This window comes from Enterobacter cloacae complex sp. IR5412 (assembly GCF_049237385.1).
Taxonomy (GTDB): Bacteria; Pseudomonadota; Gammaproteobacteria; order Enterobacterales; family Enterobacteriaceae; genus Enterobacter; species Enterobacter intestinihominis.
Map to the genome: position 1 here is coordinate 256,763 of NZ_JBMKHQ010000005.1, position 13,742 is coordinate 270,504.

Annotated in this window: 13 protein-coding genes and 2 pseudogenes; 8 read left to right on the forward strand and 7 right to left on the reverse strand. The window is 54.9% G+C overall.

Going from position 1 to position 13,742, the window contains the following annotated elements:
• Window positions 1-154 precede the first annotated feature (154 nt).
• Window positions 155-1,165, forward strand: a pseudogene (locus tag ACOTX2_RS11765) (DUF3362 domain-containing protein); the annotation flags it as partial.
• An 87-nt stretch (window positions 1,166-1,252) separates the two neighbouring features.
• Here ACOTX2_RS11765 and dkgA read toward each other — a convergent pair.
• Window positions 1,253-2,080, reverse strand: a complete 828-nt coding sequence (dkgA, locus tag ACOTX2_RS11770) for a 2,5-didehydrogluconate reductase DkgA (RefSeq protein ID WP_023306942.1) — start codon at window positions 2,078-2,080, stop codon at window positions 1,253-1,255.
• 105 nt (window positions 2,081-2,185) lie between these two features.
• Complete coding sequence (gene yqhD, locus ACOTX2_RS11775) at window positions 2,186-3,349, reverse strand: alcohol dehydrogenase (protein WP_023330190.1); 1,164 nt, start codon at window positions 3,347-3,349, stop codon at window positions 2,186-2,188.
• A 195-nt stretch (window positions 3,350-3,544) separates the two neighbouring features.
• Here yqhD and ACOTX2_RS11780 point away from each other — a divergent pair, with 195 nt between their 5' ends.
• A complete protein-coding gene (locus ACOTX2_RS11780; RefSeq protein ID WP_063147391.1) occupies window positions 3,545-4,444 on the forward strand; it encodes an AraC family transcriptional regulator in 900 nt (299 codons plus the stop codon).
• Window positions 4,445-4,489: 45 nt separating this feature from the next.
• Here ACOTX2_RS11780 and yghB read toward each other — a convergent pair whose 3' ends face one another.
• Together yghB and metC are read right to left on the reverse strand one after the other, a co-directional pair.
• Window positions 4,490-5,149: a DedA family general envelope maintenance protein YghB gene (gene yghB / locus ACOTX2_RS11785; RefSeq protein WP_015571869.1), complete on the reverse strand. Its 660-nt coding sequence runs from the start codon at window positions 5,147-5,149 to the stop codon at window positions 4,490-4,492.
• A gap of 142 nt (window positions 5,150-5,291) precedes the next feature.
• Window positions 5,292-6,479 (reverse strand): cystathionine beta-lyase, encoded by a 1,188-nt coding sequence (metC, locus tag ACOTX2_RS11790; RefSeq protein ID WP_023306940.1) that lies wholly within the window; start codon window positions 6,477-6,479, stop codon window positions 5,292-5,294.
• A gap of 251 nt (window positions 6,480-6,730) precedes the next feature.
• Here metC and exbB point away from each other — a divergent pair, with 251 nt between their 5' ends.
• Window positions 6,731-7,462: a tol-pal system-associated acyl-CoA thioesterase gene (gene exbB, locus ACOTX2_RS11795; protein ID WP_023298602.1), complete on the forward strand. Its 732-nt coding sequence runs from the start codon at window positions 6,731-6,733 to the stop codon at window positions 7,460-7,462.
• 4 nt (window positions 7,463-7,466) lie between these two features.
• Window positions 7,467-7,892, forward strand: coding sequence for a TonB system transport protein ExbD (gene exbD / locus ACOTX2_RS11800; RefSeq protein ID WP_063147392.1), 426 nt, complete (start codon window positions 7,467-7,469; stop codon window positions 7,890-7,892).
• 91 nt (window positions 7,893-7,983) lie between these two features.
• On the opposite strand, the gene ACOTX2_RS11805 is transcribed toward exbD, so the two are convergent.
• Window positions 7,984-8,421: a hypothetical protein gene (locus ACOTX2_RS11805; protein ID WP_023298600.1), complete on the reverse strand. Its 438-nt coding sequence runs from the start codon at window positions 8,419-8,421 to the stop codon at window positions 7,984-7,986.
• Window positions 8,414-8,818, reverse strand: a complete 405-nt coding sequence (locus ACOTX2_RS11810; protein ID WP_023298599.1) for a hypothetical protein — start codon at window positions 8,816-8,818, stop codon at window positions 8,414-8,416. The genes ACOTX2_RS11805 and ACOTX2_RS11810 overlap by 8 nt, the downstream gene beginning before the upstream one ends.
• A gap of 102 nt (window positions 8,819-8,920) precedes the next feature.
• Between ACOTX2_RS11810 and ACOTX2_RS11815 the strand changes: the two genes are divergently transcribed.
• Both ACOTX2_RS11815 and ACOTX2_RS11820 read left to right on the forward strand, forming a co-directional pair.
• Complete coding sequence (locus tag ACOTX2_RS11815; protein WP_023298598.1) at window positions 8,921-9,424, forward strand: ESA_00282 family adhesion-associated protein; 504 nt, start codon at window positions 8,921-8,923, stop codon at window positions 9,422-9,424.
• A 43-nt stretch (window positions 9,425-9,467) separates the two neighbouring features.
• Window positions 9,468-9,956, forward strand: coding sequence for a TIGR00645 family protein (locus ACOTX2_RS11820; RefSeq protein WP_006811956.1), 489 nt, complete (start codon window positions 9,468-9,470; stop codon window positions 9,954-9,956).
• A gap of 113 nt (window positions 9,957-10,069) precedes the next feature.
• Here ACOTX2_RS11820 and ACOTX2_RS11825 read toward each other — a convergent pair whose 3' ends face one another.
• The gene (locus ACOTX2_RS11825) at window positions 10,070-11,110 is read right to left on the reverse strand and encodes an aldo/keto reductase (protein WP_063147393.1); all 1,041 of its coding nucleotides are present in this window, start codon (window positions 11,108-11,110) and stop codon (window positions 10,070-10,072) included.
• A gap of 82 nt (window positions 11,111-11,192) precedes the next feature.
• Here ACOTX2_RS11825 and yghX point away from each other — a divergent pair, with 82 nt between their 5' ends.
• Both yghX and ACOTX2_RS11835 read left to right on the forward strand, forming a co-directional pair.
• Window positions 11,193-12,080: a YghX family hydrolase gene (yghX, locus tag ACOTX2_RS11830; RefSeq protein WP_063147394.1), complete on the forward strand. Its 888-nt coding sequence runs from the start codon at window positions 11,193-11,195 to the stop codon at window positions 12,078-12,080.
• Window positions 12,081-12,193: 113 nt separating this feature from the next.
• Window positions 12,194-13,741, forward strand: a pseudogene (locus tag ACOTX2_RS11835) (methyl-accepting chemotaxis protein).
• The last annotated feature ends 1 nt before the right edge of the window (window position 13,742 follow it).

Below are 13,742 nucleotides of genomic sequence, written 5' to 3' on the forward strand. Positions count from 1 at the left end.
GCCTGTAATTACTGGTATCGTACAGCAGCGCAAAGATTGAGTTTTATGAGTATAGTCAGTTGGGTTTTCATCTGTTTTATCAGACTTAGAAAAATGAAATCTTTCAATTCATTGATTTTAAACGCAAAAAAATTTCTAAATGATCAGAATTATAGGGTGCTCGCTCTGTTCGATCACCGAACACGAAGGTCGTATTATTCAGAGCCGTTCCGAAGAGTCGATTGTTAACGAGATCGAAGCGATTCGCGACACAGTCCCGGGCTTTACCGGCGTAATCTCCGATTTGGGTGGTCCAACGGCTAACATGTACATGCTGCGCTGCAAATCGCCGCGCGCTGAGCAGACCTGTCGTCGTCTCTCCTGCGTCTATCCGAGCATTTGCGAGCATATGGACACCAACCACGAGCCGACGATCAACCTTTACCGTCGCGCCCGTGACCTGAAAGGCATCAAGAAGATCCTGATCGCCTCCGGCGTGCGTTACGACATTGCGGTGGAAGATCCGCGCTACATCAAAGAGCTGGCGACGCACCACGTTGGCGGTTATCTGAAGATCGCCCCGGAGCACACCGAAGAGGGCCCGCTGTCCAAAATGATGAAGCCGGGCATGGGCAGCTATGACCGCTTTAAACAGCTGTTTGATACCTTTTCAAAACAGGCGGGGAAAGAGCAGTATCTGATCCCATACTTCATCTCCGCGCACCCCGGCACCCGTGATGAAGACATGGTGAACCTGGCGCTGTGGCTGAAGCAGCGTCGATTCCGTCTGGATCAGGTGCAGAACTTCTACCCGTCGCCGCTCGCTAACTCGACGACCATGTATTACACCGGTAAAAACCCGCTAAGTAAGATTGGCTATAAGAGTGAAGACGTGGTGGTGCCGAAAGGGGATAAACAGCGCCGTCTGCACAAAGCGCTGCTGCGCTATCACGACCCGAAAAACTGGCCGCTGATCCGTCAGGCGCTGGAAGAGATGGGGAAAAAGCACCTGATCGGCTCGCGTCGTGATTGCCTGGTGCCTGCGCCAACGCTGGAAGAGATGCGCGAAGCGCGCCGCCAGAACCGCAACACGCGCCCGGCGCTGACCAAGCACACGCCAATTGTGCATCAGCGTTCGAACGGTGTTGCGGGAACGAAGAAGAACGTAAAACGTAAGACCGGTTAAACCTGTAAAATGCCCGGTGGCGCTGCGCTTACCGGGCCTACAGGTCTAACCCTCTCCCCTCCGGGGAGAGGGCAGGGTGAGGGGAAACTACCCGCCAAACTGATCCGGGTCCGGCCCAAGCCGCTTGCCCTGATCCAGCTTCGCAATCTCACCCAGCTCGTCTTTATCCAGGCGGAAATCCCAGACGTCGAAGTTCTCGGCGATACGCGATGGCGTGACCGATTTCGGGATCACCACCAGACCGCTATCCAGATGCCAGCGAATGACGATCTGCGCCGGCGTTTTGCCGTACTTATCCGCCAGTTCACGAATGATTTTCTGGTCAAACACCCCTTCGCCGCCCTGAGCCAGCGGGCTCCAGGATTCGGTCTGGATCTTGTGCGTGGCGTTCCACGAATGAAGCTGGCGCTGCTGCATCAGCGGATGCAGTTCAATCTGGTTAATCACCGGCGCGACGCCCGTTTCATCAATCAGGCGTTGCAGATGATGAACCTGGAAATTACAGACGCCGATGCTTTTAATCAGCCCCTCTTTTTGCAGCTCAATCATCCCTTTCCAGGCATCAACGTAATGGTCGATAGCCGGTACCGGCCAGTGCATGAGATAAAGATCGACGAAATCGAGCTGGAGTTTCTCCAGACTCTCCTGTAACGCTTCGCGTGGACGCTTTTGATCGTCGTTCCACAGCTTGGTGGTGATGAATAACTCATCGCGGGGAATGCCAGCGCTGGCAAGCGCGGTCCCCACGCCGTCCTCGTTTTTATAGGCGGCGGCGGTATCAATGGACCGATAGCCGACTTCCAGGGCTTTATGAATGGCGGAGACGACCTCGTCGTTACCGGCTTTCCATACACCTAGCCCCAGCTGGGGCATCACGTTGCCGTCCTGTAGCTTGATTACGGTTTGGTTTGCCATTTTTCCTCCTTCAGGTGCTCATCGCCGGAGGGAACCTCCGACGATGTGATGTGCATTAAGTCTGGACGAAATGTCAAAAAACGAAAGTCAGGATCCTAAAAACGCTTAGCGTGCCGCTTCGTAAATGCGACGGCTGACGTCCAGGGTGATGTCGCCATGCTCGCCGATCTGCGTCATACCGTGTGCTTCCAGCTTCGCCAGCAGGGCAGGGATGGAGCTGCCGTCCAGGCCGTAGTCAGAGAGACGCGTTGGCACGCCCAGGCTTTCAAAGAAGTGACGGGTGGCTTCAATTGCGGCATCAATACGCGCATCGTCGGAACCCTCGGTGATGTTCCACACGCGTTCGGCGTACTGGAGCAGTTTGGCGCGTTTAGCGTCACGTTTTTCATTCCACAGCGCAGGCAGAACCACCGCCAGCGTCTGGGCGTGATCCAGGCCGTGCATCGCCGTCAGCTCGTGACCGAGCATATGGGTCGCCCAGTCCTGTGGCACGCCTGCACCGATAAGGCCATTCAGTGCCTGTGTTGCAGCCCACATCACGTTAGCACGCACGTCATAGTTTTCAGGTTCTTTCAGCGCTTTCGGACCTTCTTCAATCAGCGTCAGCAGAATGCCTTCCGCGAAACGATCCTGAATTTTGGCGTTCACCGGGTAAGTGACGTACTGCTCAACGGTGTGAACAAAGGCGTCGACCACGCCGTTCGCCACCTGACGCGCAGGCAGGGTATAGGTGTAAACCGGATCGAGGATCGCGAACACGGGCTGAACATGTTCGTTCATAAAGGCCTGCTTGTCACCGGTGGTTTTACGGGAGATGACCGCGCCTTTGTTGGACTCAGAGCCGGTGGCCGGCAGCGTCAGCACGGAGCCCATCGGGATCGCACTGCTGATGTCGCTGCCGCCCGTTTCCAGAATATGCCACGGGTCGATGCCGTCAGCGTAATGCGCTGCCGCCGCGATGAATTTGGTGCCGTCCAGCACGGAACCGCCGCCCACCGCCAGCAGGAAAGTGATCTGCTCCTCACGGGCGATTTTTACCGCGTTCATCAGCGTTTCATAAGACGGGTTAGGCTCGATACCGCCGAACTCGCGTACGTCCAGCCCTTCCAGAGCGCTGTAAACCTGATCCAGTACGCCGGTTTTTTTCACGCTGCCGCCGCCGTAGGTAATCAGGACGCGGGCGTCCGTCGGGATTTGCGCGCGCAGGTCAGCGATAGCGTCTTTACCAAACAGAATGCGGGTTGGGGTGTGAAGATTAAAGTTGTTCATGGCTTGTTCCCTGTAGTGGGTAGAAAATCGTGGTGGCGCAGAAGGCAACCTGATGCTGCACATTGTGGCGGGCAGGCGCTATCCTCTCAATGCACATTCCTGCCGATGTCTTGCCCATTTCTACAGCACGCTGGAGAAACGGTAAGAAAATGCGCACACTGTCAGCGTCGGAAACCGTACCCGGAGTAACTGAAAATGAACCGTGATGCCATCTGCCGCCAGCTAACGTCGCAGATTAAAAGACTGATAGATAACGGAAATGATTCGGCTGAGCTGTTGCCGGATATCCGATTGCTCTACGGTACCCAGCCCGGAACGCGCACCCCGGTGATGTATCAGCCCGGCATCGTGTTTCTCTTTTCTGGCCATAAGATTGGCTATATCAATGAGCGCGTGTTCCGTTACGACACCAATGAATATCTGCTTCTGACTGTACCTTTACCCTTCGAATGTGAAACTTTCGCGACAGAGGAGGTACCGCTGGCCGGGATCCGCGTCAACGTCGACATTCTCCAGTTGCAGGAGTTGCTGATGGAGATTGGGGAGGACGAATTTTTCCGGCCGTCGATGGCGGCAAGCGGTATCAACTCCGCGACCTTATCGGAGGAAATTCTCTGCGCGATTGAACGCCTGTTAGACGTGATGGAAAGGCCTCTGGATGCGCGTATTCTCGGAAAGCAGATTATCCGCGAAATTCTTTACCATGTGCTGCTGGGACCGGGCGGCGGGGCGCTGCTGGCGCTGGTAAGCCGGCAAACGCACTTCAGCCTCATTAGTCGCGTGCTGAAGCGCATCGAGAGCCAGTACACGGAAAACCTCAGCGTTGATCAGCTGGCGGCGGAAGCCAATATGAGCGTCTCGGCGTTTCACCATAACTTTAAATCCGTCACCAGCACGTCGCCGTTGCAGTACCTCAAAACTTACCGTCTGCATAAGGCGCGGATGCTGATGATCCACGATGGCATGAAGGCCAGCGCCGCGGCGATGCGGGTCGGGTATGAAAGCGCTTCGCAGTTTAGTCGGGAATTTAAGCGTTACTTCGGCGTCACGCCGGGGGAAGATGCGTCACGTATCAGAACCATGCAGGGAGCGTGAGGGGAAACGGAGGCCGGGTAAGCGGTAGCGCCACCCGGCTTTTATTTATGCGCTGCAATACTTTTTCTTGATCACCACCGCAATGGTCCCCACCAGCCCTGCAACCAGCAGGAAAATCGGCAGGATCATCAGGAAGGTCATCACCTGGTCTTCATGGCGCTTAACAAAGGGGATCATATTCAGCGCGTAGCCGAGTGTGGTAACCACGCCCACCCAGAGCAGGGCGCTCAGCCAGTTGAAGAACTGGAAGCGGCGGTTAGAGAGGCCTGAAATACCCGCCATGGTAGGCAACAGGGTGCGAACGAACGCCAGAAAACGCCCGGCAAGCAACGCCAGCAGGCCGTGACGGTCAAACATGCAGGTCGCGCGCTGATGATATTTATGCGGCAGCTGCGCCAGCCAGCCTTTCACCACGCGGGTGTTTCCAAGCCAGCGCCCTTGCAGGTAGCTCAGCCAACAGCCGAGACTGGCCGCAGAGGTGAGGATCACCATTGTCGGTGCGAAGTCCATCACGCCCTTGCCGATTAACGCCCCTGCGAGCAGGAGCAGGCTGTCACCGGGTAAAAATGAGGCTGGCAGTAATCCATTTTCCAGAAACAGCGTCGCGAACATCACGAAATAGACAATCCCGACGACATGTGGGTCCGCCAGCGCGGCAAAATCGTGTTGCCAGAGCGCCGTGATGATATTTTGAATAACAGCCATGGACTTTCCTGTGGAACAGCAGATATAACGCTATTGTACTCCCAATTTTGCCTGTCGGGGTTGATCGCAGGCGCATCTCATACAGACTTTTCTGCTTGCGGTGTTCAGAATAGCGTCCAGGGAGTACATGTCAGCCAGCACTTTACACGATGCGCTCAAATCCTGCCGATAAATCCGCAATTAAATCGTCCACATTTTCCAGCCCGATATGCAGGCGGATTAAGGTCCCCTCGAAGTCCACCTCGCCGCCCGGGCGCAGGGCCGCAATCTGCTCCGGCTGATTGGGCAGGATCAACGATTCAAACCCACCCCATGAATAGGCCATGCTGAAGAGGGTAAAGTTATCCAGATAGCTTGCCAGCTCGGCGTCATTCAGGCGCTTCTTAAGAACAAATGAGAACAACCCGCTGCTGCCCGTAAAGTCACGTTGCCAGTATTCGTGGCCCTTGCTGCCCGGCAGCGCCGGATGGTTAACGCGCTCCACCTGCGGATGCAGCGCCAGCCACTGTGCAATTTGCAGGCTGCTTTCGTGATGCTGACGCAGACGCACGCCGAGCGTACGGATGCCCCGGCTGGTCATGTAGGCGGTATCGGCATCCACCATCTGGCCCATCAGGTAGGCGTTTTCACGCAATTGCTCCCAGCAGCGGGCATTAGATACCGCCGTACCGATCATGCCGTCTGAGTGGCCAATCAGGTATTTGGTCGCCGCCTGAATGGAGATATCGATGTCAAATTCCAGGGCTTTAAACAGCACACCTGCCGCCCAGGTGTTGTCGATCATGATGATCGCTTCCGGCGCTATGCTGCGCACCGCCTTCACGATGGCCGGGACATCATGCACTTCCATGGTGATGGAGCCGGGAGATTCCAGGAACACAACGCGCGTGTTGGGCTGAATAAGCCCGGCAATACCGGCCCCAATCAGCGGATCGAACCAGCTGGTGGTGACGCCGAGCTTGCTGAGTATTTTGGTGCAGAAGTCCTGGCTTGGCTCGTAGGCGGTATTGGTCATCAGGATGTGGTCACCCTGTTCCACAAACGCCAGAATGGTATTGGCGACCGCCGCCGCACCGCACGGGAACAGCGCGCAGCCCGCGCCGCCCTCCAGTTCGCACATGGCTTCCTGCAACGAGAAATGGGTTAACGTGCCACGGCGACCGTAAAACAGCCCGCCCTTCGCGCGATTACGCGTGGCGATTTTTTTATCTTCGACGGTATCAAACACCAGCGAGGAGGCACGCTGGATCACGCTGTTGACCGAGCCCTGGGTGTATTTTTTACTGCGTCCTGCCTGCACCAGCGTGGTCTCAAGCTGCTTTTTAGTCATGTTCGCTAACCCTATTTTTATACGTCTGGACGTCCAGACTACCACGATTGTCAGAATGTGCATCCGGATGCTTATCGAATAAGCAGAAAATATTATCAAAAATTCGCACAAGAAATTTTTACTGCGTAAGCGCAAGGAAAGTGAGCGAAAATTACGGCACTATGTAAATACTAATGAGAACTACTATCAATTCGACGACGTTTTGATATTATTACGTTCAGATTGTGTGATTTGCGTCCTGGAGATACAGAGTGGGTAATAATTTGATGCAGACGGATCTCTCCGTTTGGGGCATGTATCAACATGCTGACATCGTCGTTAAGGTTGTGATGATCGGCCTGATTCTGGCGTCCGTGATCACCTGGGCTATCTTCTTCAGCAAGAGCGCCGAACTTCTTTCACAAAAACGCCGCCTCAAGCGTGAGCAGAAGCAGCTGGCGGAAGCCCGCTCTCTGGATCAGGCTTCTGATATCACCTCATCCTTCCATGCGAAAAGCCTGACTACCCTGTTAGTGAACGAAGCGCAGAACGAGCTGGAACTCTCAGCAGGCAGTGAAGATAACGAAGGCATTAAAGAGCGTACCGGCTTCCGTCTGGAGCGTCGCGTTGCGGCCGTGGGTCGTCATATGGGCCGCGGTAACGGCTACCTGGCGACTATCGGCGCTATCTCCCCGTTCGTCGGCCTGTTCGGTACCGTCTGGGGCATCATGAACAGCTTTATCGGTATCGCCCAGACGCAGACCACTAACCTTGCGGTCGTCGCGCCGGGTATCGCAGAAGCGCTGCTGGCAACGGCTATCGGTCTGGTTGCCGCTATCCCTGCGGTAGTTATCTATAACATCTTCGCGCGCATGATTGGCAGTTACAAAGCCACACTGGGTGACGTTGCCGCGCAGGTTCTGCTGCTGCAAAGCCGCGATCTGGACCTGAACGCCAGCGCCGTTAAACCGGTGCATGCGGCGTCCAAACTGCGCGTAGGTTGATTGTATGGCAATGCGTCTTAATGAAAATCTGGACGATAACGGTGAAATGCATGAGATCAACGTGACGCCGTTTATCGACGTCATGCTGGTTCTGCTGATTATCTTTATGGTTGCCGCGCCGCTGGCGACGGTGGACGTGAAGGTGAATCTGCCAGCGTCCTCCAGCCAGCCGCAGCCGCGTCCGGAAAAGCCTGTCTACCTGTCCGTGAAGGCCGATAAGTCCATGTTCCTGGGCAACGATCCGGTGACGGATGTCTCGGTTATTCCGGCGCTGGACCAGCTGACCGGCGGCAAGAAAGACACCACCGTCTTCTTCCGCGCGGATAAAACCGTCGATTATGAAACCATGATGAAGGTAATGGACACGCTGCATCAGGCGGGATACCTGAAGATTGGTCTGGTCGGCGAAGAGAAAGCGGCCGCGAAGTAAAACGAAGGCGAAGCCGCCTTCCGTGCCGGGTGGCGGCTTCGCCTTACCCGGCCTACAATCTCAGGCTAGCGCCGCCGGGCGAACCACGTTGTCAGCAGTTAGAAGATGTTGTTGACGCCTCTTCATCGAGCGCCACGCAGGTGACGTTTGATGTGCGATAGTTGCCTTCCGAGAGTTTACGGGTCAGGCGCAGGGTGGCTGTCTCGCGTGCCAGCAGGTACTGATAGTTCGTCTCCAGTCGCCCAAGGATCTTCTCTTTAAGCTCAGGGCGCAGCTCAATAATAGCGTTCATCACCGCGCCGTAAATCTCCTCTTTGGCCTGCAAGGCATAAATTTCCCGACGGTTCTGCCATTTCAGGCGCACCAGCGTGGCCGGAATCGAAACCAAGTCCTGCGTTATTCGCGTCATCTCGTCATTTTTTATCTTTTTCAGGGCGTCGAGATTCTGCTTTAAGATAAATTCATCGCTTTTCTTATCATCTAAAGTCAAATAAACGTTATTACCGCTATCATCATTCACGTTAATCATCCCCCAGGTTATAAAAAATGGGATTGTTTTTTTCACGCGTAATTAAGTTAAGCCAAATTTCATTGCCAGCTTCATTTATTTGCTGTGTTTTCTCGGCCATTATTTGACTTAGAGCCTGGGCATCTATTTCCCCTTCGGCCTGTAAATCATTTAGCAGATGAACTAAGGCTTCAATCTTGATGGCACGAAATAACCGTTCTTTTAAATGGCGATCGTGCTCTTCCAGCACCATATTACGGGATTTGCCGGTGCGTGAAACACCAATTAATATATCGGCTTCATAGTCGGAGAGTTTTCTTTTTCCTTGAGTGAAATTCGCCTCTTTATCTGCTTCCGTCGAAGGCTGTTCCACAGGCGTAATGTGGTACTTTGCCGGGACAAGATTGTCGGGCAGCATTTTAATTTCCTTTAATTTCAAAAGGGTGGGGTTGGAAAAAGGGTGAGATTCGTTGACAATATCATGAGGCAATTTTAAAATCAAAAAAAATGGAGCCTACCCATGAACAGCATTTTCTTCACGGTCGTAACGTTACTATTACTGACCGCTGGCGTGCTTTTATTGATGCAAGAGTTCAATAAAACGAAAGTGTCAAATGACGCCAGTGAACCACCGCAGCCTGAATTGATGTCCAAAGAGGAGGGGGAAGATCATTTCTCCGTCTTGATGAACGCCGTGACGCCAGTCTGGTACTGGCGGGTGAATCACGAATATATCGATTTTCTCCATGCGACAATTAAGCGAATGAAAATGGCCGAAATTAATGATACGCCCGGCCTGTTCGACGCGCAGCGCCGCTGTAGCGACCTTAATTCGGCGGTCTATAAATATTACGACAATATCAAAAAGCGCTGTTTGAATGGCGAGAAGGTGTCGTATTCCGATTTAGACGTATTAAATCTGCGCCAGTGTTTTCGCGAGTTTAGCCTGGAAGCCTACCCGGAACTGGTCGCACTGGTCTGGCCGGAGTATGCGCGTCCGGATGTGGATCCCAACGAGGTATAGTTGAGATATACTGAGCGCTGGTTTCGTTTGCAGACAGGATTTTATGGAACGCTTCTTTGAAAACGCAATGTATGCCTCTCGCTGGCTGCTCGCACCCGTCTATTTTGGTCTCTCTCTGGCACTGGTCGCCCTGACGATCAAGTTCTTCCAGGAGATATTCCACGTCCTGCCAAACATTTTCTCCGTGGCAGAAGCCGATTTGATTCTGGTTCTGCTGTCGCTGGTGGATATGACGCTGGTAGGAGGATTACTGGTGATGGTGATGTTCTCCGGTTATGAGAATTTCGTCTCTCAGCTTGATATCGCCGAGCACAAAGAAAAGCTCAACTGGCTGGGGAAAATGGACGCCTCATCGCTGAAAAATAAAGTCGCGGCGTCGATTGTGGCGATTTCGTCTATTCACCTGTTACGTGTCTTTATGGATGCTAAAAACGTCCCGGATAATAAGCTGATGTGGTATGTGATTATCCACCTGACGTTTGTACTGTCGGCGTTTGTGATGGGATATCTGGATAAGATCAGTAAGAAATAAATTTACCAGGCCCCTCACCCTGCCCTCTCCCCAGAGGGGAGAGGGTGTTCAAGTTCCCTCTCCCCTCTGGGGAGAGGGTTAGGGTGAGGGGCGAAAGCATCGTACCGCACTATTTATTTATCCGACGACGCCTGCCACAAATTCAGCTCACCATCCGCCACGTGCTGGTCAATCCGCGTCAGTTCATCTTCGGTAAAGCACAGGTTATTCAGCGCCTGAACGTTCTCTTCCAGTTGCTCCGGGCGGCTCGCGCCGATGAGCACTGACGTTACACGTGTATCTTTCAACAGCCAGCTTAGCGCCATCTGCGCCATCGTCTGCCCGCGCGCGTGCGCCATCTCGTTCAGCAGACGAAGGCTGCTCAGGTTGGCTTCGGTCAGCATTTTCTCCGTCAGGCCGCGCACTTTTTTCCCTTCGCGCTGCATACGTGAACCGTCCGGAATACCGTTCAGGTATTTCCCGGTCAGCAGGCCCTGCGCCAGCGGGGTAAAGGCGATACAGCCCGTTCCGTTTTTCTCCAGCGCGTCCAGCAGACCAGTCTTGTCGACCCAGCGGTTAAGCAGGTTGTAAGAGGGCTGGTGGATCAAAAGCGGGATCTTCCACTCGCGCAGCAATTCGGCCATCACCGTCGTGCGTTCCGTGGAGTAGGACGAAATGCCGACGTACAGCGCTTTTCCGCTCTGCACCGCGTGTGCCAACGCGGCGGCGGTCTCTTCCATCGGCGTGTTTTCGTCTACGCGGTGAGAATAGAAAATATCCACATACTCCACTCCCATGCGTTTCAGGCTCTGGTCGAGGCTGGCGAGCAGATACTTACGTGAACCACCCGAACCATACGGTCCTGGCCACATGTCGTAGCCCGCTTTGGTGGAGATGATCAGCTCGTCGCGATACCCGGCAAAATCTTCTCGCAGCAGGCGGCCAAAATTTTCTTCAGCGCTGCCTGGAGGGGGGCCGTAGTTGTTGGCAAGGTCAAAATGGGTAATGCCGAGATCGAAGGCCTTACGCAGCAGCGCGCGCTGGGAATCGAGCGCCTGAACGTGGCCAAAGCTGTGCCACAGACCCAGCGACAGCGCCGGTAAGCGCAGGCCGCTTTTGCCGCAGTATCGGTACTGCATGTTTTCGTATCGGCCGGTGTAAGGGTGCCAGGACATGATGTCTCCTTTCTTATCGGTGAATTTTCGAAACAGCGTTTTTATTCTAAGCTTATCAAATCATAAATCATGGAGATAAGCGATGACGCGCCTGACTGCCAAAGATTTTCCGCAAGAGCTGCTTGATTACTATGACTATTACGCCCACGGTAAAATCAGCAAACGCGAATTTCTGAATCTCGCGGCGCGCTATGCCGCAGGCGGCGTAACGGCGCTGATGCTGTTTAATATGCTTAAACCCAACTACGCCCTCGCGGAGCAGGTTAAATTCACCGATCCCGATATTCTTCCGGAATACATCACTTATCCCTCGCCCAATGGTCACGGCGAAGTGCGCGGTTACCTGGTGAAGCCGGCCAAAGCTACCGCGAAAACGCCCGCGGTAGTGGTCGTGCATGAGAACCGGGGGCTGAATCCGTATATTGAAGACGTGGCACGACGCGTGGCGAAAGCGGGGTATATCGCGCTGGCTCCCGACGGCCTGAGCTCGGTGGGGGGATACCCCGGCAACGACGACGAAGGAAAGGTTTTGCAGCAGAAGGTCGACCCGACAAGGCTGATGAACGATTTTTTTGCCGCCATAGAGTTTATGAAAAATCATCCGGAAGCCACCGGGAAGGTGGGGATTACCGGTTTTTGCTACGGCGGCGGCGTGTCGAATGCCGCCGCCGTAGCGTATCCGGAACTCGAGTGCGCGGTGCCCTTCTATGGTCGTCAGCCGCGGGTGGAGGATGTGCCAAAAATTAGCGCGCCGCTCCTGCTTCATTATGCCGAGCTGGACAAAAATATTAACGAGGGCTGGCCTGCCTATGAAGCCGCGCTGAAATCAAATAATAAGGTTTATGAAGCGTATATCTACCCCGGCGTAAACCATGGATTTCACAACGATTCTACCCCACGCTATGACCAGCCCGCAGCCGAGCTGGCCTGGTCGAGAACGTTAAGCTGGTTTAAAAAATATCTGGAATGATAAGCCCGGCTTAAATAAATCATCACAAAGGGTTATCTTTTCCCCTGTCCCTGCCGATAACGAGGGTAGTACTCGCCTCTGGGCGAATTCACCCTCACGGCAAGGAATACTCAATGAAGATGCTTCGTAATTTCACCATCCGTTTCGTCATGCTGACGGTACTGGGGATCTTTTGTGTCATGTGGGCAGGCGTGGGGCTTTATAGCACCTGGTCTCTGTCTCGTGTTTCTGATGGTAATGACGTTGACCGCCAGCTGGTCAGGCAAATGACGGTGCTGAGCCAGGGCAACGATCAGTATTTCCGTTTCGTCACCCGCCTGAGCCGGGCGATGGAAGCTAAAGCAGCGGGCGGCACGCCGGACCTGGCTCCTGCTCAGCAGGCGCTGGATAACATGAGTAAAAAGCTGGCAGAGATGAAGGCTATCTCCCCGGGCCCGATGGATGAAAAGGTCTCTGCGCAGGTGATTTCCACCTGGCAGGCGCTGCTCGATCGGGGCGTTACGCCTCAGATGGTGCAGGCAAAGCAGGCGACGCTCGAAGGCTATCGTCAGCATGCCAACAACGTTACGCCGCCGCTAAGCCGCGCGTTTGGCGCCGCGGTTGAGAACTTTAACAATTCTGCGGTGAAGGCGCTCGACAGTACGCGCGTTGTGGTCGACAGCCTGACCAGCATGACCCGGACGGTGATTATCACCGCCACGATCGTGGGTCTGCTGATCCTGCTGTTCACCGACCGCTACCTGGTGGCGCTGCTGGTAAAACCGCTGGAGCGTATCCGTCAGCAGTTCCGCCAGATTGCGCAGGGCGATCTCAGCCAGCCGATTGAGCCCATTGGCCGCAACTGCGTGGGGCAACTGGTTCCGCTGCTGAGCGCCATGCAGGACAGCCTGCGGGAGGCGGTCAGCACGATTCGTTCCGGCAGCGAGAATATCTGGCGCGGGGCAACGGAGATCTCCAGCGGGAATAACGATCTCTCTTCGCGTACCGAAGAGCAGGCCGCTGCGCTGGAAGAGACCGCGGCCAGCATGGAGCAGCTTACCGCAACGGTGAAGCTGAACGCCGAAAGCGCGCGCCAGGCCAGCCAGCTTGCGGATGTCGCCTCCAGTACGGCCAGCCGCGGCGGGTCGCTGGTAGACGATGTGGTCACGACCATGAGCGGCATTTCGGACAGCTCGAAGAAAATTGCTGAAATCACTACCGTTATCAACAGCATCGCCTTCCAGACCAATATTCTGGCGCTGAACGCCGCGGTGGAAGCGGCTCGGGCCGGGGAGCAGGGGCGCGGTTTTGCGGTCGTGGCGGGTGAGGTGCGTAATCTGGCCAGCCGCAGCGCGAATGCGGCAAAAGAGATCGAAGGGCTGATTGCGGATTCCGTTGCCCGCGTGGAGCAGGGGGCGCAGCTGGTGAACGATACCGGCACGACGATGGAAGCTATCCTGCGCGACGTGACGGAGGTGACCGTCATTATGAAGCAGATCGCCACCGCGTCAGAGGAGCAGAGCAAAGGTATTTCTCAGGTCGGCGTAGCCATCACGCAGATGGACGGCGTGACCTAGCAGAATGCCTCGCTGGTGGAGCAGGTTTCCGCCGCTGCGGCTGCACTGGAACGGCAGACCGAAGAACTCCAGCGCTCAGTGCAGAAGTTCCGTCTCTCCGCGTAAC